An 18,340-nucleotide genomic window follows, 5' to 3' on the forward strand; every position below is an offset into this window, starting at 1 on the left:
ACGCAGCATAACATAGGACGCTTTAACGGAGTCCAGCATAGCCTAGGTTCCATCGGTCACGCTTCCGCGACCAAATGGCGCTTGCATCGCGCAAGGCTCAGTCGCCCCGCATCGCCGCCTTGATCTGATCGGCCGTCTGGTCAGGGGTCAGGCCGTAGGCCAGCGGCCGCACGAAGCGGCCCTTGGGATCCATCAGATAGACCGCGGTCGAGTGGTTGATTAGGTAGTTCGGCCCTTCGCCCGCCTTCTCGTGGAAGACGCGATAGACCTTGGCCGCCGCGTCGGTCTGGGCGACCGTGCCGGTCAGGCCCATGCTGCCCTCGGGCAGGTGCGCCGCCTCGACATAGGCCTTCATCTTCTCCGGGGTGTCGCGCTCCGGATCGACCGAGATGAACACCACACGCAGGTCCTTGGCGCGCGGCCCCAGGCGGTCGGCGGCGGCGGCCAGGGTCTGCAGGGTCGTGGGGCATACATCGGGGCAGTAGGTGAAACCGAAGAAGACGGCGCTCCACTTGCCGTTCAACACCTTTTCATCGACCGGCTTGCCGTCCTGATCGACAAGGGTGAAGGGGCCGCCCACGGCCGCGGGCGGCGGGGCGGGGCTGAACAGGCCGCTGCGCGAGACCAGGGCCGCGCCCACCAGCAGGGCGACGAAGGCGACCAGCAACACCGGCCATTGGCGCCGAAGCGTGGTTGCGAGCGTTGCGCCCTCTCGCTTCGATGGCGGAACTGGAGGATGCTGCGGGGGCATGGCTTCGACTTCCGAAATGTCCTCGAGCCCAACCGACGCGCCGGCGGGCGTGGAGTCCGACGGTTCGCTTAAGGCCGGCCGGGGCGGACCGCAAGACGCTTGGGCCGCCTGGCTCGGCGGACCACGGCGCGGCCGGCTGCGCCTGCGCACCCTGGTGTTCCAGCGTTGGCTGGCCATCGCCGGTCAGACGATGGCGGTGCTGATCGTCGGCTTCGGCCTGGGCTACGACATGCCCTTCGCCCTCTGCTTCTCGCTGATCGCGCTGTCAGCCTGGCTGAACGTTCTGCTGTCGCTCGCCTCCCCGGGCCAGCGCCTGGCGCGCGACTGGGAGGCGGCGATCCAGCTGGCCTTCGACATCCTGCAACTGACGGGCATGCTGTTCCTCACCGGCGGCACGCTGAATCCCTTCTCGATCCTGCTGATCGCGCCGGTGGCCCTGGCCGCGGCCACCCTGCCCTTGCGCCATACGGTGGCGGTCGGAGCCCTGGCGGTGATCGGTTCCGTCATTCTGTCGATCGTGGCCATGCCGCTGCCGGCCCCGATCGGCGCGCCGTTCGATCCGCCGCTGACGGTGCGGCTCGGCGCCCTGGCCGCCCGCATCGCCGGCATCGTGGTCGTCGGCGCCTACGCCTGGCAGGCGGCCAATGAGGCGGCCCGCATGGAACTGGCGCTCAACGTCACCCAGACGGTGCTGGCGCGCGAACAGCGCCTGTCGGCCCTCGGCGCCCTGGCGGCGGCGGCGGCGCACGAGCTCGGCACCCCCCTGGCCACCATCACCGTCGTCGCTCGCGAAATGGCCCGCAACGCCCCCAACGACGAGGTGCGCGAGGACGCGGAGCTGATGATCTCCCAGGCCGCCCGATGCCGGGAGATTCTCAAACGCCTCGGCGAAACGCCCGACCAGGCCACCGACGTGGTCCACGAGCGGATGAGCCTGCTGCAGTTCGTACAGGAGGCCATCGAACCCCACACCCACATCGCCGGCGTCCGCATCGAGGCCGTGGTCACCGGCGGCGCCGGCGCCGAGGACGGTCATCCGCCGGACCTCTGGCGCATGCAGGAGGTGCTGCACGCCATCACCTCCATGGTCGAGAACGCCGTCGATTTCGCCAAGTCCGAAGTGCTGGTCACCGCCCGCTTCGACGCCCGCTCGGTCAGCGTCGAGGTGCGCGACGACGGCCCCGGCTTCGCGCCGGAGGTGCTGGCCAAGCTGGGCGAGCCCTATGTCACCTCGCGGCGCGGCGAAGAAGGCGGCCGCACGGGCCACGTCGGCATGGGCCTGGGCTTCTTCATCGCCAAGACCCTGCTCGAGCGCACGGGCGCGCGAGTGGAGTTCCGCAACGGCAAGGGCCCGGCCGGCCGGCTGGGAGCCATCGTTTCGGCCCGCTGGCCGCGCGCCGCCATTGAAGCGCCCGCCTTCGAGGACGCCGTCCAGGGGAGTTGAACAGCGGCCCTTGGTGCGTGGAATTCTTTAACCCAACCGCTTCCAAAGTCGGCCTGAAGTCTCTGAACAGGCTTGCCACTTCCCGATGGCCTGCGACAGACTGCCGCATCCCTGCCCGGCGTCACGCGTTGAGGCTGGGACCTCAGCGCTCGGAGCATCCGATGACCGATCTCGCCAGCGAAATCGCCGCCCTGCAGGATAAGACCCTGCTGCTGCTCGACGACGACTCCGCCCTGCGAACGCGCCTCGGCCGCGCCCTGGAGCAGCGCGGCTTCGAAACCGAACTGGCCTCCAGCGTCGCCGAGGCGATGAGCGCCGTGCGGGCCAAGCCGCCCGCCTACGCGGTGCTCGACATGCGCCTGGAGGATGGCAGCGGCCTGAAGGTGGTGGAGGAGCTGCGCAACCAGCGTCCGGAAGCCAAGATCGTCATGCTGACCGGCTACGGCAACATCGCCACCGCCGTCGCGGCGGTGAAGGCCGGCGCCCTCGATTACCTTTCAAAGCCCGCCGACGCCGACGACGTAGTCAAGGCGCTGCTGGCCCGCAAGGACGAGACGGCCGCCCCGCCGGAAAACCCGATGAGCGCCGACCGCGTGCGCTGGGAACACATCCAACGCGTCTACGAGCTCTGCGGCCACAACGTCTCGGAGACGGCCCGGCGGCTCAACATGCACCGCCGCACCCTGCAGCGCATCCTGGCCAAGCGCGCGCCTCGGTGAGGCGAGGCGCCCCGCTTCCTATTTCGTAGGGACCGGGACCTTCATCGCCAGGATCTCTCGCGTGCGACGGGTGATGCCGTAGAGCATGCCCGGCTGGCTCTCGTCCCAGTCGATGGCCTGGCCCTCGGCTTCCATCTCGATGGTCTCGACGTGATCGAGCACGCCGCCGCCGGGCGGGATGATCAGGGCGTAGAGCTCCGGCCGGTCGTGGCCCGACATATAGAGCCGGCCGTCCGGCCCCCAGCCGCCGCCGGACGAACTCATCGGCGACAGTCGCTCCAGCACCGACTTTGGCAGGCCCCAGGCCTCGAGACGGCGCCACTGGTCGTCGAACTTCACCAGGGTCGTCCAGGTCTGGTCGCGGGGCGCTTCCTTGCCGCTCTCATTGTAGTTGGCGAACAGGGCCCACCAGGCGCCGTCCTTGCGGTCCACCCAGGTGAGCGAGCCCGTGCCGAGACCCAGCGAAACGCTGCGCTTGTGGGCCAGCGTCATCGGATCGAAGAACTCGACCGAGCTGACGTGCGGCGAACCCGGAAAGTTCGAGCTGCCGCAGACCAGTTCCTTCCCGATCAGGGCGCAGGAGTTGATGTGCGGGAAGCGCGCCTTGTCGCCCAGCCAGCGCGCCTTCTCCTCGCCCGTGTTCTTGTCGAAGCGGATGATCTCGAAGTTGCGGATGGCGTAGACCTCGTTCGGTCCCACCGTCGCGCCCTGAGTGGCGGTCGACGGGTACCGCCGGATCGTCTCGGCCTTCCTGCCGGTCGCCACCGGCGGAATCTTCAGGTCCGGCTCACGCGCCGGAGCCTGGGCGGCCGACGCCTGCAGCGCCATCGCGGTGATCAGCTCAAGCAACATCGTCCGCCCTCCGTTTCCCGCTCGTCGACCGTCAGAAGCTCAGCGCCATGCCGACCCAGTAGGTGCGGCCGTAGTTCGCCCATTCCTGCAGATTCTGGCGCGCGGGACCTGACACTTCCTGACGGCCGGTGTTCGACAGGTTCTGCCCCTCGACGAAGACGGTCAGCCAGTCGTTCGGGCGGTAGGAGATGTTGGCGTCGAACACGTGACGGCCCTTCCAGTACTGGTCGGAGTTGGTGTTGGCGTCGACGATCGTTTCCAGGAAGCCGCCGATGTAGTTGTGCGACACTCGCGCCTCGAACCGGCCCCGCTGGTAATAGATCGACTCGTTGGTCGTCAGCTCGGGCTGTTGGAAGAGGCCGCGGGTGCGCGGACCGGTCGCCGTCAGGAAGGTGAAGGCGGTGTCCAGAACGGTGGCGTTGGCGTTGACGCCGAAGCCGTCGAACGGCGCGGGCAGGAAGGTGAAGGCCTGCTGCACGGCGATCTCGATGCCCTTGATCTTGGCGTCCTCGGCGTTGCGCGGCGTGGAGATCAGCACCGGCTCGACGCCGCGGCCGACGTCCAGCTGCTCGGTCGACTGCAGGGTGAAGATCTCGTTCTTGATCGACTTGTTGAACAGGCCGATCGAGATCAGGCCGTCCTGCGGATAGTATTCGAACGACAGGTCGAAACCCTGGCTCTCGCGGGCCTTGAGGTTCGGGTTGCCGCGCGACAGGGTGGGCACGCTGCCGTCGAAGCTCAGGTTCTCGTTGGCGGCCAGGGAGCCGTAGTCGGGGCGGCCGATAGTGTTGGTCCAGGCGGCGCGGACGATGAAGTTCTCCAGCGGCTTCCACTGCATGTGCAGGCTCGGCAGCCAGTTGTCGTAGGAGCCCGAGTTGGAGACCGGCGTCAGCACGCCGGCGGTGACCCGCGTGGCGTCGGAGTTCACCTCGGTCTTTTCATAGCGCACGCCGCCGAGGATGGTCAGGTCGCCGATCTCGTAGCTCAGCTGACCGTAGGCGGCCGAGACCTTCTCCTCGACCTGATAGTCGCCGGTCGGGGCGGCGGTGGCGACATTGAAGCGCGCCTTGTTGGCGTTGAAGAAGGCCATGGCCTGGCTGGCGCCGATACGCGGGCTCAGCAGGTAGCGGCCGGCGATCAACTCGCTCGGGCCGGGGACGTCCACCTCGTCCAGGGTGTAGATGAAGCCGGCCGGGGCGGTGTAGGTCACCTGCGTCGAGTGGAAGTCGCGCTCGCTCTTGCGCCACAGGCCGCCGACCTTGGCCTTGAGGCCCTCCTCGTTGTCGAAGGCGAGGTTCAGCTTGGCCTCGGTGGTCGACTCGTCCGTCGCCGTCAGGGCGTCGCGGTGCTGCTGCAGTCGGTAGTTGAGGGGATTGCGGAAAGCCGCCTCGTCGATCGGCTTGAAGATCGGAAACAGCGGGTTGGTGGTGTCGTAGTTGAAGCCGTAGGCGTTCGGCGCCGGGTTGGTCCCGTCGACGGTGCGAAACTCCACCGAGTGGTTCGGCACGTCGAGCGCGGCGGTGGAGCGCACGAGGCCGCCGTCCAGCGTCCAGGCCGGGGCGAAGCTCCATTCGAAGCCGGTGCGGGCCAGGATGATTTCACGGTTGGTGATCGGCTGGTTCAGCTGAATCACGCCGCGCCCGCGGGCGAACGTCCCGCTGGTGGCTGTCTGGTTGGTGACATTGTTCAGCGGCTCAATGCGGTTCTCGATACGCTCCTCGTCGTCCTCCATCTTGGCGATGAGGCCCGAGGCGTCCCAGCGGAAGTTATCGGTGGGGCGGAACTCGATCTTGCCGTTCACGCCTTTGCGCTGCTTGGTGTTGTTGTACCAGAACAGCCGCTGGTAGGTCGGCACCTGCCAGCCGTTGCCGGTCGGCGAGCCGGACAGTACCGGCGCGCCGACGGCGTCGTACTCACGCACTGACGGGTCCTGCGCTTCCACCTGCGGGATGTCGTAATCGAGTTGTTCGAACGAGGCGCCGACGACCACGCCCCACGCTTCGTCGGGGCCGAAGGTCGTGCCGGTGGCGAAGGCCAGGCGGTAAGACGGCTTGTCGTTGCGCACGCCCCCGCTGCGCTCGTAGTCGCCGTAGGAGGCGATGCCGTTGAAGAACGGCCCATTGTGGTCGAAGGCGCTGCGGGTGCTGACGGCGATCACGCCGCCGATGGCGTTGCCGTCGTTCTCCGGCGTCACCGTCTTGATGACTTCCAGGCGGCCGGCCATCACCGAGGGCACGATGTCCAGCGGCACGGTGCGGCCGCTTTCGTCGACCGAGGCGACCACGGCGCCGTCAACGGTGGTGCGGTTGTAGGTCGAGCGCAGGCCGCGGACCACGGGGAAGCGCGGCTCACCCTGGTCTTCCATCACCGAGACGCCGGGGATGCGGCGCAGGGCGGCGGCCGTGTTGTGGTCGGGCAGCTTGCCGATGTCGTCGGCGGAAACCACGTCGGCGACGACGAACTCCTCGCGTTTAACCTCGATGGCGGCGCGCTGGGCCTCGCGCTGACCGGTCACGACGATCTCCTCGACCGCGGCCTCCTGCGCGAAGACCACGGCGGGCGAGCAGAGCGCGCTGGTGGCCAACAGGCCGGTCAAAACGTGGCGGATGGCTTGGCGGTCGGTCATCTGCAGCCCCTGTTGTGCAGCGCGAAACGAGCGGCTGTTAGGGGGCGTTCTTGACCCTCATTTCACGGAATGGTCGCCGTTCCGTGGCGGATCGATGACGCGGCGGATGCGGTTCCGCGTTGGTTTGACGACACCCGGTATTCGCTCGGAGCGGCGCCTGTTCTGCAGTTGGAGCGGGCAAGCAACGCGAGTCCGTTCATTATGGCGCATATCGATCGTGAGAGATTCGTCCTCCATTCGTGGACGAAAGACGGGCGGGCGATCTCCCGACCATCCCGGGACGGCGCCTTCGACCCGCCCGATCTGCACCATCACCTGCGTCGCCTGAACGACGACATCACCTGCCTGACGCTGCTCGGCATCGCCGGCTTCGCCATCGGCTACGCCGCGCTGCTGATCTTCCGCTAGGCCTTGGGATGGTGCGGGTCGTCGGCGTCGCCGAGGCCGCCCCCTAGGCCACCGCCGAACCCGCCGCCCATGCCGCCGAGGCCTCCGCCGCCACCGCCACCCTCCTTGCCGCCGCGCTCCCCTTTTCCGCCCCCGCCGGACGGACGGGTCGGCCCCTGACGCGGAATTTCCAGATCGTCGGGGATGGGATCGAGATCGAGCGCTTCGCGGATGAAAGCCCGCAGGGCGGCCACCAGTTCATGCGTGTGCACGGGCCGCCCGGCGACCAGCTCCCGCGCCGCCGCCGTCGCGAGCCGTACATGCGCCTCCGTGCCGAGCAGGATGATATCGGAGAGCGCCGCCTCCACCGCGTCGCGAATGCGTCGGGCCCGGTCGGACCCTCCCGCGAGATCGAGCGGGGCCTCGCTGTCGGCCTCTGGCTTGCGCAGGTCGCGCAGGTGCCGCGGATCGGTCGCCAGGTCGCCGGTGAACGAGCCGCCCAGCGTCTTGTAGGCGGCGATCAGGGTGCGCAGCCGCTCGTTGATCTGGCGGTTCATCCGCTCGCGGCGCTGCTGGATGGTCATCATCGCCAACAGACGGATGCCCACCCCGACCAAGGCCACCAGCGCCAGGCCGAGCAGGCTGAAGACCACGCTCTGCCAGGACGTGAAATCGATGCCGCGCAATGGCTTCTCCCAACCGCTTCGGACCGGACAACGCGCGAGGCGACTCAGGCGTCGAGGGTGAACACCTTGCCTGGGTTCATGATGTTTTGCGGATCGAGGGCGCGCTTGATGTCGCGCATCAGGTCGACGGCCTCGCCGAGCTCGCGCTCCAGCCACTCCATCTTGCCGAGGCCGACGCCGTGCTCGCCGGTGCAGGTGCCGTCCATATCCTGCGCCCGGGCGATCAGGCGGGCGTTCATCGCCTTCACCGCCTCTTCCTCCTCCGGCTTGTTCGGATCGATCAGGAAGCAGACGTGGAAATTGCCGTCGCCCACATGGCCGACGATGGGGGCGAGGATGCCAGAGGCGTCGACGTCGGCCTTGGTCTCGCGCACGCAGTCGGCCAGCCGGCTGATCGGCACGCAGACGTCGGTGGGCCAGCCGACCGAGCCGGGCTTCAGGGCCAGGCCCGCGTAGTAGGCCTCGTGCCGCGCCTTCCACAGGCGCGTGCGCTCCTCGGGGCTGGCGGTCCAGACGAAGTTGGAGCCGCCGTTGGCCGCCGCCAGTTCGGCCACGATCTCGGACTGCTCCTGCACATAACGCTCGGAACCGTGGAATTCGAAGAACAGGGTCGGGCTCTCGGGGTAATCGAGCTTGGCCCAGCGGTTGATCGCCCGCATCTGCACGTCGTCGAGGATTTCGACCCGCGCCACCGGCACGCCCATCTGGATGGTCTGCACCGTGGTCTCGACCGCGCCCTCCAGGGTCTCGAAGCTGCACACCGCCGCGCCCATCACCTCGGGGATCGGGTGCAGGCGCAGGGTGATCTCGGTGATGATCCCGAGCGTGCCTTCCGAGCCGACGAACAGGCGGGTCAGGTCATAGCCCGCGGCCGACTTCCTGGCCCGGCGGCTGGTGACGATCTCGCGGCCGTCGGCGGTGACCACCCGCAGGGCCAGCACCGCGTCCTTCATGGTGCCGTAGCGCACCGCGTTGGTGCCCGAGGCGCGGGTCGAGGCCATGCCGCCGATGGTGGCGTCGGCGCCCGGGTCGATGGGGAAGAACAGGCCGGTCTCGCGCAGCCAGGCGTTCAGCTGCTGGCGTCGCACGCCTGGCTGCACCACGCAGTCGAAGTCGGCGGCGTTGACGGCCAGGATCTTGTCCATCCGCGTCAGATCGAGGCTGAGGCCTCCACGCACCGGGATGAAGCCGCCCTCCAGCGAGGTGCCGGCGCCGAACGGGATGATCGGGAAATCGTAGGCGGCGCAGAGCTTGACGATCTCGACCACCTCCGCCGTGCTTTCGGCGAAGGCCACGGCGGCCGGCAACCGCGGCGCGTGGTGCGTCTCGGGCGAACCGTGCTGCAGACGGATCGCCTCGCCGGTCTGCAGGCGGTCGCCGAGGATGGCGCGGAGACCGTCGGCGAGGTCGGCGGGCAGCACGGCGTGCTGGGGCGCAAGTTCGTTGAGCAGGTCCATGCCGCAGACCTAAGCCCCCGCCGAGGCCGTCGGCAAGCCGAAGACGCCGACCGGCCCTAGAGGCGAACGGCGGTGCCCGAGGCCGTGACCATCAGCATCGAACCGGCGCTGCCGACGGTCTCGTAGTCGATGTCCACCCCGACCACCGCGTTGGCGCCGCGCCGCCGCGCTTCCTCAGCCAGTTCCGCCAGCGCCGTTTCCCGCCCCCGCCGCAGAACCTCCTCGTAGGATCCCGAACGCCCGCCGACGATGTCGCGAATACCAGCGAACAGGTCGCGAAAGACGTTGGCGCCGAGAATGGCCTCGCCAGCGACCACGCCCAGATATTCCTGGACCGGACGCCCTTCGACCGTGGGTGTCGTGGTGACAATCATGATGCTTCCTCCTGAAGACGGGCCTTCAGCCAGCGCAGTCTGTTACGCGCGGGTCGGCCCCCGCAAGGCCCAGTTATGCATCCGCTGACACGCTTGATGTCGCCGCCTGGACTCCGGCCCGCGCCTATGAAAAGCTTCGATCCGGCTTAGAAGCCGCCCCATCCCCCAACGCCTAGACGGAGTGAAACTATGGATCGACGCAGCTTCATCTCGAAAAGCGTATACGCTACCGTCGCCATTGGCCTTGGTGCAGGCGCGGCCGCCCAGGCCCCGGCGCGCAAGACCAAGGTCACGATCTCCGGCCAGGCCTTCCACATCAACGGACAGCCGACCTATCGGGGCCGGGTCTGGCAGGGAAAGAAGATCGAGGGCCTTCTGATCAACAGTCGGATGGTTCAAGGGGTCTTCGACGACGAAAACCCCGAGACGCGAAGCAATTGGGCCTATCCCGACGGCCCCTACGACGCCGACCGCAACACCCGCGAGTTCATCGCCGCCATGCCGGAATGGCGGCGGAAGGGGCTGATCAGCTTCGACATCAACCTGCAGGGCGGCAGCCCTTACGGATATTCCAACGCCCAGGCCTGGACCAACTCGGCCTTCGACTTTCAGACCGGGGCGCTGAAGCCGGCCTATATGTCGAGGCTCGAGCGCATCCTCGACGCCGCCGACGCGCTCGGCATGGTCCCGATGGTGGGGCTTTTCTACTTCGGCCAATCGCCGCGTTTCGCGAGCGAACAGGCGGTGATCGCCGCGACCGACGCCGCGACCGACTGGCTGCTCGCCAAGCGCTACGCCAACGTCCTCGTCGAAATCGCCAACGAATGTAACATCGGCCAGCACCCGCCGATCATCAAACCCGACCGGGCCCACGAACTGATCGCCCGGGTGCAGCAGCGCAGCCAGGGCAAGGTGGACACGCCGGCCGGACGCCTTCTGGTCAGCACCAGCTACGGCGGCCGCACGATCCCCGGCGAGAACGTCGCCAAGGTGGCCGACTACCTGCTGCTGCACGGCAACGGCGTGGCCGAACCCGCCGGCATCACCGACATGGTGACCAAGACCCGCGCCCTGGCCAACTATCGAAACCAGCCGATCGTGTTCAACGAGGACGATCACTTCGACTTCGACAAGCCGGTGAACAACTTCACGGCCGCCGTCAGCGCCTACGCCGGCTGGGGCTTCTTCGACTATCGACTGAAGGGAGAGACCGCGTTCGGCGACGGCTACCAGAGCATGCCCGCCGACTGGGGCATCTCCTCGGCCCGCAAGCGCGGCTTCTTCGACAAGGTCGCCGAGATCACCGGAAGCTGACCCGCGGTGAGGCGTTCGTCAGCCTCGGCTTCTGGCGGAGAGGGTGGGATTCGAACCCACGGTAGGCTTCCACCTACGCCGCATTTCGAGTGCGGTACTTTCGACCACTCAGCCACCTCTCCGTCGAAGCGAAAACGGGCCTTGAGGACCGAGGTCCGAAGGGCCCGCTGAGCGAGGGGCGGAACCTAGTTCGAGCTTTCGCAAAACGGAAGCCTGAATTTAGCGCTTTTTCGTCCGGCCCGCCGGCCGGTCAGTAAGGCAGGTCCTGCGGCCGGGGCGCGGGCGCCGGAGCCGGCCCGGTCGGCTGTGGCGCCGGAGGCTCGGCGCCTCCGCCTATGCCGACGGAGCCCAGCAGGTCGCCGATCGGATCGGGCTCGGACGGCGGGGCTTCGATCGTGCCGCCCGGAATCGCCTGGGCCTTAAGCCGCGGAAGGGCCTGGCCCATGAACGCCTTCCAGATCTCGGCCGGGGCGCCGCCGCCGGTGACCCGCCGCATCGGGGTGTTGTCATCCTTGCCGGTCCACACGGCGGCCACGAAGCCGCCGGTGTAGCCGACGAACCAGGCGTCCTTGTAATCGCTGGTGGTGCCCGTCTTGCCAGCGATGTCGTAGCCCGCGACGTTGGCCCGGCCGCCGGTGCCGTAGGGCGCGTGCACCACTTCGCGCAGCATCTGGTTCATGTACTGCAGGGCCGGCGTGCCGATCACCTGCTGGCGGGTCGGCTTTTCGAGGTTGTGATCGTAGAGCACCTTGCCCGAGGCGGTGCGGATGCGTTCGATGCCGTAACCCTTGGCGGTGAAGCCGCCGTTGGAGAACGGCGCGTAGGCCTGGGCCATCTCCAGGGGGCTGACCTCCACCGCGCCGAGCGCCATCGAGGGCGCCTGCTGGATCGGCGAGGTGATGCCGAGGCGGCGGGCGGTCTGGGCGACATTGCCGGTGCCGACCTCGTTGGCCAGGCGCGCCGCGACGGTGTTGATCGATCGCGCCAGGGCTTCCTGCAGCGTCATCGGCCCCTTGAAGTCGCCATCGTAGTTGCGCGGCGACCAATTGCCGATGGTGATCGGCTCGTCGACCACCGGCACATTGGGCGTACGCCCCTGCTCCATGGCGGTCAGATAGACGAACGGCTTGAACGCCGACCCCGCCTGCCGCCGCGCGGCGGTGGCGCGGTCGAATTCGCTGTCGGCATAGGAGACGCCGCCGACATAGCCTCGGATCCGGCCTTCGCCGTCGAGGGCGACCAGGGCGGCCTGCTGCACGCCCTGGCTGGCGCGGGCGCGAACCGTGGCGCGCACCGCCTGCTCGGCGGCGGCCTGAATCGGCAGGTCGAGCGTGGTCTCGACGACGAGATCCTCGGTCGGTTCGCCGACCATGGCGCGCACCTGGCCGTCGATCCAATCGGTGAAATACTGCGCCCGCTGGTTGGCCAGCACGGCCGACACCCGCACCGGAGTGCGGAAGGCTTCGTCCCGTTGCTCGGGCGTGATGGCCTTGGTCTTGACCATCTGGTCGAGCACGATGGTGGCGCGGCGTTGCGAGCGCTCGACGTTGTAGACCGGGCTGTAACGCGACGGCCCTTTCATCACCCCGGCCAGCAGGGCGGCCTCGCCGACGGTCAGGTCCTTGGCAGGGTGGTTGAAGTAGCGCTGCGACGCGGCCTCAATGCCGTAAGCGCCGCCGCCGAAGTTCATCCGGTTGAGGTAGAGTGAGAGGATTTCCTTCTTGGAAAACTTCAGCTCGAGCCAGATGGCGAGGATCAACTCCTGGCCCTTCCGCCTCCAGGTCTGGTCGAGGGTCAGGAACAGGTTTCGGGCCAGCTGCTGGGTGATCGTCGAGCCGCCGCCGACGATTTCTCGCTCGCGGACGAGGCCCACGAACGCGCGGGCGATCCCGATCGGATCGAACCCTGGATGGTACCAGAAGCGCTGGTCCTCAATGGCGATGAAAGCGGCCGGCACATACTTCGGCAAGCTGTCGAGATCGACCGGAGGCGCGAATTGGCTACCGCGCACGGCGATCACCGCCCCGGAGCGGTCGAGGTAGGACACCGAAGGCGCGCGTTTGGCGTCGAAGATCTTCGAGGTGTCCGGCAGGTCGGTGGCGAACACGGCGAATAACGCCGCCAGGAAGATCAGGCCCCAGACGCCGAGAACGGCGCCCCAATAGAGGATGGTCTGGGCGCGCGTGCGCGGTGCTCCCTTGGCCATGCCTTATTCCGTCTCCGTCGCGGGCGCCCCTTGCGCCGTGCATAGCCCATAGAAAGGACGGGCGCACGCAAGCAATGGTTAAGGATCGGAAAGGTGGCGGGCTCCGGGCCCGCGGCCTAACCTGGCGCCATGACCGCCTCCTCCCCAGATCGCGTCGCCCTCGCCCTGCATGGCGGGGCCGGCGCCAGGCGCGGCGTCGATTACGGCCGCGAAATCGAACACATGCGCCTGCTCGTCCAGACGGGCCGCCAACGGCTTTTGGCCGGAGAGCCGGCGCTGGAGACCGCGCAGTTCGTGGTCGGCGAACTGGAGGCGTCGGGCCTCTACGTCGCCGGACGCGGCGCTTCGCCCAACGCCGCCGGCGGCTATGAGCTGGACGCTTGCCTGATGGACGGAACCACCGGTCGGGCCGGGGCGGTGGCGGCCCTGGAAGGCTTCGAGAGCCCTATCGTCGCCGCCCGCGCCGTGTTGGAGAGAACGCCGCACGTGCTGCTGGCGGGAAGCGGCGCGGCCGCCTTCGCGGAGGCCCAGGGCCTTCCGAGGATCGCCAACCCCGACGCCTGGTTCACCCATGCGGGGGCTCGGGATTCCAACTATCCGCCCGGCGCCCTGGCGCATGGGACGGTCGGCTGCGTCGCCCGCGACGCGGAAGGCCGCCTGGCCGCCGCGACCTCCACGGCGGGCGTGTTCGGCAAGCTGTTCGGACGCGTGGGCGACAGCCCCATCGTGGGGGCCGGCTGCTGGGCCGACGGCCGCGTCGCCGTCTCCTGCACCGGCCAGGGCGAATATTTTCAGCGTCTCGTCACCGCCGCCGAGGTCGCCCACCGCATGGCCCTCGCCGGCCAGGACCTGCCGACGGCCGCCGACGCGGCGCTCGACGCCGTGGCCGCGCTTGGCGGGGAAGGCGGGCTGATCGCGGTGGACGTCGATGGAAACATCGCCCTGCCGTTCCGCTCGCAGGGCATGAAGCGCGCGGCCGCCTACGCCAACGGCCGCATCGTCTCGGAGGCCTTTTAGACCGGCGCCGCGTCGTAGACCTGCACCCGCTCCCACAGGTGGCCACACGTTTCGATGAAGGCCTGGTGGATCGGGTGGTGCTGATAGACGGCCTGGTCGGCCTCGCTGTCGAAGAACATCAGCTCGGAGACGGCGTAGCTGTCGTCCACCACCGCGCGCTTCTCGCTCGCGGCGGGAACGCCGATGTGCAGTTGCCGGATCTCCGGAATGGCCCGCAGCGTCTCCAGGCCGGCGACGATCGCGGCCCGGTCCTCCGCCGACCCGGGGTTCTTCAGCCAGAAGAAGACATGGTGGATCAGGGCGGGGGTCTGCATGGTCGTCGTTTCCTCAGCCGCTGTAGCGGTCGCCCAGATAGACACGGCGCACTTCCGGGTCGTCGATGACGTCCTGCGGCGAGCCCTCGAACAACACCTCGCCGGCATGGATGATCGAGGCGCGATCGATGATGTCGAGCGTCTCGCGGACGTTGTGGTCGGTAATCAGAATGCCGATGCCCCGGCCTTTCAGATAGCCGATCACCTCGCGAATGTCGGCGATGGCGAGGGGGTCGATGCCGGCGAACGGCTCGTCGAGCAGCATGAACGACGGCTCGGACGCCAGGGCCCGGGCGATCTCGACGCGGCGGCGCTCGCCGCCCGAAAGCGACACCGCCGGGCTCCTGCGCAGGTGTTCGATACGCAATTCCTCAAGCAGGCGCGTGGTCGTCTCGCGCGCCTGGGCGCCGTTCTTCTGGCGCATCTCGACCACGGCGAGGACGTTCTCCTCCACCGTCATGCCGCGGAAGATCGAGGCTTCCTGCGGCAGGTAGCCCACGCCCATGCGGGCGCGCTGGTACATCGGCTGGCCGGTGATGTCCTCGCCGTCGAGGAGGATCGCGCCGTAGTCCGGCTGGATCAGGCCGGTGATCATATAGAAGGTGGTGGTCTTGCCGGCGCCGTTCGGGCCGAGCAGGCCCGCCACCTCGCCGCGACGCAGGCGCAGCGAGACATTGTTGACCACGGGGCGGTCGTTGAAGGATTTGCCGACCTGATCGACGAACAGACCGTCGTCAGCCGCCGTCGCGTCGACGGCCATCTGTGGGGACGCCATGCAGCCTCAACGCCTGACCGGCGGAGCCGGGGCGGCCGGCGAAGCCGCCGGCTTCTCTTCCGAATAGAACACGCCCCGCACCCGGCCCGGACGGCCGCGGCCCTTGACGTTGGTTTCCATCTGCATCTGGCCGTTCTTCACCTGCACGGTCATGCGATCCCCGCGGGCCACGCTCTTGCCCTGCACGGCGATGACGTTGCCGGTCATGACGATGGTGTCGTTGTCGGCGGTATAGACGGCGCGGTCGCCCTTCACGGTCTGCTGCGGGGTCACGTAATAGACGTCGCCCTCGGCCTCGAGCCGGTCGGTCACGCCGCAGCGGCCCAGGCCCTCGCCGCCCCCGGGCCTCGGCTTGGAATAGACGTTGATCACCCGGGCGCGCAGGCGCGAGGTGTCCTGCAGCGCCTCGACGTTGCCGCGCCAGATCGACAGGCAGCGGCTGGAAATCACCTCGCTCTCATCGGAGGTGATGTCGATCGGGGCGCTCGAGTTGGAGGCGAGCTGAGCGTCGGCGCCCGTCGCCAGCAGGCCGGCGAAGGCCAGGCCCAGGACGGCGCGCAGCGGAGTCCCAAGGACTCTGGGGCTCTGCCCGGTGCTGACTTGGCGCTTCATGCTCTCGAATCCTGCTGCGGGGCGCGACACGTCTTCATCTAGTCCCGATTGATCTTCGCGCGAACCCTGCCGCGGAAAATGATCCGGTCGCCCTGATCATACACCTGATATGCGTCCGACTGCACCTCGCCGATCGGACCGGTGCCGGTGATCGGCGCGTCCGCCTGCACCGTGTTCATCCGGGTGTCGAGGTTCGCGATCTCGGTGCTGAAATGGTAGCCCGTGCCGTCGTCGATCTGCACGTCGCCCTTCAGGCGCACGATGGGATCGCCTTCGATATAGACGCCGGTGTTGGCCGTCACCCGCGTCGGCTTCGGCGTATCGACGCCGAGGGTCACCACCGCCTTGTCGAGCATGACGCGGCGCAGGTCGTTGTCGTCGCGCGTGGCGGTGTCGGCCGAGATGATGAAGGCTCGGCCGTTGCCTTCTCGACCCTGGAAACGCGGGTTGATCATGCGGATCGGCGCCGACTGGTCCTTCAGCTTGCCCTCGGCCGCGATGACGCTGTTCCACACCACCTGACCGGCGAGCGCCACGATCACCAGACCGATCGCCGTGGGCAGCAGCCGGCGGAACATGGCGATCATCCGCGAGCGCCGTTTCCAGCGTCGCAGGTCGGGCCGCATCGGCCGGTCGAGGGTGGCGGCGCTCACCAGGAGGGCTCGCTAGCTGTGCGCGAAGATGTCGACATCTTCCCAACCGGCCAGATCGAGCGCCGCGCGGTGCGGAAGATAGTCGAACGCCGCCTGGGCGAGGCCCATCCGCCCCTCGCGGACCAGCATGGCGTCCAGGCGATCGCGCAGCTTGTGCAGATGGAGCACGTCGGAGGCCGCGTAGGCCTGTTGTTCGTCGCTGAGGGCGGGCGCGCCCCAGTCCGAACTCTGCTGCACCTTCGAGAGCTCGACGCCCAGCAGTTCGCGGGTCACGTCCTTCAGGCCATGACGGTCGGTGTAGGTGCGGGCCAGCTTGGAGGCGATCTTGGTGCAGTAGACCGGCGCCGTCAGCACGCCGAGATGCAGCAGGAACATGGCGATGTCGAAACGGCCGAAGTGGAACAGCTTCAGCACCTTCGGATCGGTCAGCAAGGCCTTCAGGTTCGGCGCGTCATAGGTCGACCGGTCGAGGCGCACGAGATGGGCGGCGCCGTCGCCGGCCGAAATCTGCACCACGCAGAGCGGGTCGCGGCCCAACCGCAGGCCCATGGTCTCGGAATCGATGGCCACCGCCGTGGCGTCGGCGAACAGGCCGGCGGGCAGGTCGCCTTGATGCAGGAAATTGGCCAAGGTCAGAGCGCTCCGGTGAGCCTCCCCGTTTAGAGGAGCCCGCGAGGGGCTGTCACGCTCTGAAACGAATGAGGGGTGGTGCCCAGGAGAGGACTCGAACCTCCACGACCTTTCGGCCACTGGCACCTGAAGCCAGCGCGTCTACCAATTCCGCCACCTGGGCTCGCAACCCGATCGTCCGGCAGGCCGGGCGTCGACGCGAAGGCGAGCGCTATAGGGCGCCGGCCCCAAGCGGTCAACGGCGCAAAATGCGCTTAATTCTTCTTCGGCGGCGCCTTCGACAGATCCTCAATCAAACGCGCCAGCAGATAGAGCCGTGGGGCCACCGTCGACAGGTCGATCCACTCCTTGTCGGTGTGAAAGTCGCCGCCGACGAAGCCGAGGCCGTCGAGGGCCGGCGCGCCCTCGGCCGCCGCCAAGGCCGACTGCGAGGCGCCGCCGTTGCCGCCGAACACGATCTTGCGCCCAAGCTCGCCGTAGAGGCGCGCCGCCCGCTCGGCCAGGGCCATCGTCGCGGCGTCCCCCGCCAGAGGCGGGAAGGAGGTGCTGTGGCTGACGCTCACCGTCACGCCTTCGATGGACGGCGCTGCGGCGTAACGCTTCAACTCGGCCTCGATGGCGTCGACCTGCTCCTGGCGACGCACCCGTACATCGAGCGTGGCCTGGGCGGCGTCGGGGATGATGTTGTTGCGCTCGCCGGCCCGCATCACGGTCAGGTTCACCGTCTCCTGCTCGCCCGACTTCGGAAACCCGCCGAGCTGCGACAGTTGGTTGACCAGTTCGGCCGCGGCGTTGCGGCCGTCCTGCGGGGCGACGCCCGAGTGGGCGGCGCGGCCCTTCACCTCGATGGCGAACTTGGTCGAGCCTTTGCGCCAGACGGTGATGGCGTCCGGCGGATCGCCGGGCTCGAGGTTCAACTCGACGTCGTGCTCCCGCGCCAGCCGCCGGATCAGCTGGGTGGAGCCGGGCGATCCGGTCTCCTCCGAACCGTCGACCAGCAGCGTCAGGGTTCCGTAGTCCGCGCGGTCAAGACCCTTCAGCATCGAAATCGCGGTCATGCCGGCGACCAGACCGCCCTTCTCGTCGCCCACGCCCGGTCCGAACGCCCGGCCGCCTTCGCGCCGGAACGGCCGAGCCGCCGCTGCGCCGCGCGGGAACACCGTGTCGAGGTGGGCGATCAGCAGAATCTTCGCCTTGCCCTTGCCCTTGAATCTCGCCACCAGATTGTCGGCCACCGCGGGGTTTTCGCTGGCGACCACCTCGACCGAAGCGGCGCCGAGCGCCCGCAGGCGCGGCGTGAGCAGGGCCTGGACCTTGGCCGCGCCCTCCTTGTCGCCGGTCTGGCTGTCGATGGCGACGAGTTGAGCCAGAAGATCGAGCGCCGGCGCCTCTGCGGCCTGGGCGGCGGCCCACAGCTGGGCGTCAGGCGTCGCCTGCGCCGCCGCGACGACGGGAACGGCCAGCGCCGCGCAGGCGACCAGAAGAGCGAGACGGCGGGACATGACGGCTCCAAATCGGTAGTT

Annotated in this window: 17 protein-coding genes, 2 tRNA genes and 1 pseudogene; 5 read left to right on the forward strand and 15 right to left on the reverse strand. The window is 68.3% G+C overall.

From position 1 onward, the window contains the following. Positions 1–97: 97 nt before the first annotated feature. Positions 98–670, reverse strand: coding sequence for an SCO family protein (locus tag ACFLIT_RS06900; RefSeq protein ID WP_479910473.1), 573 nt, complete (start codon positions 668–670; stop codon positions 98–100). Positions 671–749: 79 nt separating this feature from the next. On the opposite strand from ACFLIT_RS06900, the gene ACFLIT_RS06905 reads away from it, so the two are divergent. Together ACFLIT_RS06905 and ACFLIT_RS06910 are read left to right on the forward strand one after the other, a co-directional pair. Beyond that, the gene (locus ACFLIT_RS06905; protein ID WP_479910474.1) at positions 750–2,195 is read left to right on the forward strand and encodes an ActS/PrrB/RegB family redox-sensitive histidine kinase; all 1,446 of its coding nucleotides are present in this window, start codon (positions 750–752) and stop codon (positions 2,193–2,195) included. A gap of 161 nt (positions 2,196–2,356) precedes the next feature. Next, entirely contained in the window at positions 2,357–2,914 is a 558-nt protein-coding gene (locus tag ACFLIT_RS06910; RefSeq protein WP_479910475.1) for an ActR/PrrA/RegA family redox response regulator transcription factor, read from the forward strand. Between the two features lie 18 nt (positions 2,915–2,932). On the opposite strand, the gene ACFLIT_RS06915 is transcribed toward ACFLIT_RS06910, so the two are convergent. Continuing rightward, the gene (locus tag ACFLIT_RS06915; protein ID WP_479910476.1) at positions 2,933–3,766 is read right to left on the reverse strand and encodes a hypothetical protein; all 834 of its coding nucleotides are present in this window, start codon (positions 3,764–3,766) and stop codon (positions 2,933–2,935) included. 31 nt (positions 3,767–3,797) lie between these two features. Then, positions 3,798–6,371, reverse strand: a pseudogene (locus tag ACFLIT_RS06920) (TonB-dependent receptor); the annotation flags it as partial. A 90-nt stretch (positions 6,372–6,461) separates the two neighbouring features. On the opposite strand from ACFLIT_RS06920, the gene ACFLIT_RS06925 reads away from it, so the two are divergent. After that, positions 6,462–6,800 (forward strand): hypothetical protein, encoded by a 339-nt coding sequence (locus ACFLIT_RS06925; protein ID WP_479910477.1) that lies wholly within the window; start codon positions 6,462–6,464, stop codon positions 6,798–6,800. Here ACFLIT_RS06925 and ACFLIT_RS06930 read toward each other — a convergent pair. Genes ACFLIT_RS06930 through ACFLIT_RS06940 form a run of 3 tightly spaced genes read right to left on the reverse strand, consistent with a single transcriptional unit; the run spans position 6,797 to position 9,296 of the window. Next, positions 6,797–7,465 (reverse strand): hypothetical protein, encoded by a 669-nt coding sequence (locus ACFLIT_RS06930; protein ID WP_479910478.1) that lies wholly within the window; start codon positions 7,463–7,465, stop codon positions 6,797–6,799. The two genes, ACFLIT_RS06925 and ACFLIT_RS06930, sit on opposite strands and share 4 nt — an antisense overlap. A gap of 44 nt (positions 7,466–7,509) precedes the next feature. After that, positions 7,510–8,922: an FAD-binding oxidoreductase gene (locus ACFLIT_RS06935; protein ID WP_479910479.1), complete on the reverse strand. Its 1,413-nt coding sequence runs from the start codon at positions 8,920–8,922 to the stop codon at positions 7,510–7,512. A 56-nt stretch (positions 8,923–8,978) separates the two neighbouring features. Next, positions 8,979–9,296 carry a heavy metal-binding domain-containing protein gene (locus ACFLIT_RS06940; RefSeq protein ID WP_479910480.1) on the reverse strand — a complete coding sequence of 106 codons (318 nt, stop codon included), beginning with the start codon at positions 9,294–9,296 and terminating at the stop codon, positions 8,979–8,981. 189 nt (positions 9,297–9,485) lie between these two features. Between ACFLIT_RS06940 and ACFLIT_RS06945 the strand changes: the two genes are divergently transcribed. Beyond that, on the forward strand, positions 9,486–10,610 hold the full coding sequence (locus ACFLIT_RS06945; RefSeq protein WP_479910481.1) for a hypothetical protein: 1,125 nt from the start codon (positions 9,486–9,488) through the stop codon (positions 10,608–10,610). 32 nt (positions 10,611–10,642) lie between these two features. Here the strand turns inward: ACFLIT_RS06945 and ACFLIT_RS06950 are convergent. Together ACFLIT_RS06950 and ACFLIT_RS06955 are read right to left on the reverse strand one after the other, a co-directional pair. Beyond that, a tRNA-Ser gene (locus tag ACFLIT_RS06950) sits at positions 10,643–10,732 on the reverse strand. Positions 10,733–10,860: 128 nt separating this feature from the next. Next, the gene (locus tag ACFLIT_RS06955; protein ID WP_479910482.1) at positions 10,861–12,816 is read right to left on the reverse strand and encodes a transglycosylase domain-containing protein; all 1,956 of its coding nucleotides are present in this window, start codon (positions 12,814–12,816) and stop codon (positions 10,861–10,863) included. Positions 12,817–12,945: 129 nt separating this feature from the next. Here ACFLIT_RS06955 and ACFLIT_RS06960 point away from each other — a divergent pair, with 129 nt between their 5' ends. Continuing rightward, positions 12,946–13,833 (forward strand): isoaspartyl peptidase/L-asparaginase family protein, encoded by an 888-nt coding sequence (locus tag ACFLIT_RS06960; RefSeq protein ID WP_479910483.1) that lies wholly within the window; start codon positions 12,946–12,948, stop codon positions 13,831–13,833. On the opposite strand, the gene ACFLIT_RS06965 is transcribed toward ACFLIT_RS06960, so the two are convergent. From ACFLIT_RS06965 to ACFLIT_RS06995, 7 genes are all read right to left on the reverse strand, one after another. Beyond that, positions 13,830–14,147 (reverse strand): Dabb family protein, encoded by a 318-nt coding sequence (locus ACFLIT_RS06965; protein ID WP_479910484.1) that lies wholly within the window; start codon positions 14,145–14,147, stop codon positions 13,830–13,832. The genes ACFLIT_RS06960 and ACFLIT_RS06965 overlap by 4 nt on opposite strands. A 13-nt stretch (positions 14,148–14,160) precedes the next feature. Then, the gene (lptB, locus tag ACFLIT_RS06970) at positions 14,161–14,907 is read right to left on the reverse strand and encodes an LPS export ABC transporter ATP-binding protein (RefSeq protein ID WP_479910755.1); all 747 of its coding nucleotides are present in this window, start codon (positions 14,905–14,907) and stop codon (positions 14,161–14,163) included. A gap of 21 nt (positions 14,908–14,928) precedes the next feature. Next, positions 14,929–15,534 (reverse strand): LptA/OstA family protein, encoded by a 606-nt coding sequence (locus ACFLIT_RS06975; protein ID WP_479910485.1) that lies wholly within the window; start codon positions 15,532–15,534, stop codon positions 14,929–14,931. 38 nt (positions 15,535–15,572) lie between these two features. Continuing rightward, on the reverse strand, positions 15,573–16,187 hold the full coding sequence (lptC, locus tag ACFLIT_RS06980; protein ID WP_479910486.1) for an LPS export ABC transporter periplasmic protein LptC: 615 nt from the start codon (positions 16,185–16,187) through the stop codon (positions 15,573–15,575). 12 nt (positions 16,188–16,199) lie between these two features. After that, positions 16,200–16,817 (reverse strand): ribonuclease D, encoded by a 618-nt coding sequence (locus tag ACFLIT_RS06985; RefSeq protein ID WP_479910487.1) that lies wholly within the window; start codon positions 16,815–16,817, stop codon positions 16,200–16,202. 76 nt (positions 16,818–16,893) lie between these two features. Continuing rightward, positions 16,894–16,980 (reverse strand) — tRNA-Leu (locus tag ACFLIT_RS06990). A 91-nt stretch (positions 16,981–17,071) separates the two neighbouring features. Next, a complete protein-coding gene (locus ACFLIT_RS06995; protein ID WP_479910488.1) occupies positions 17,072–18,319 on the reverse strand; it encodes a glutamate carboxypeptidase in 1,248 nt (415 codons plus the stop codon). Positions 18,320–18,340 lie beyond the last annotated feature (21 nt).

The sequence above is a fragment of the Caulobacter sp. HJHS_5 genome, from assembly GCF_056683955.1.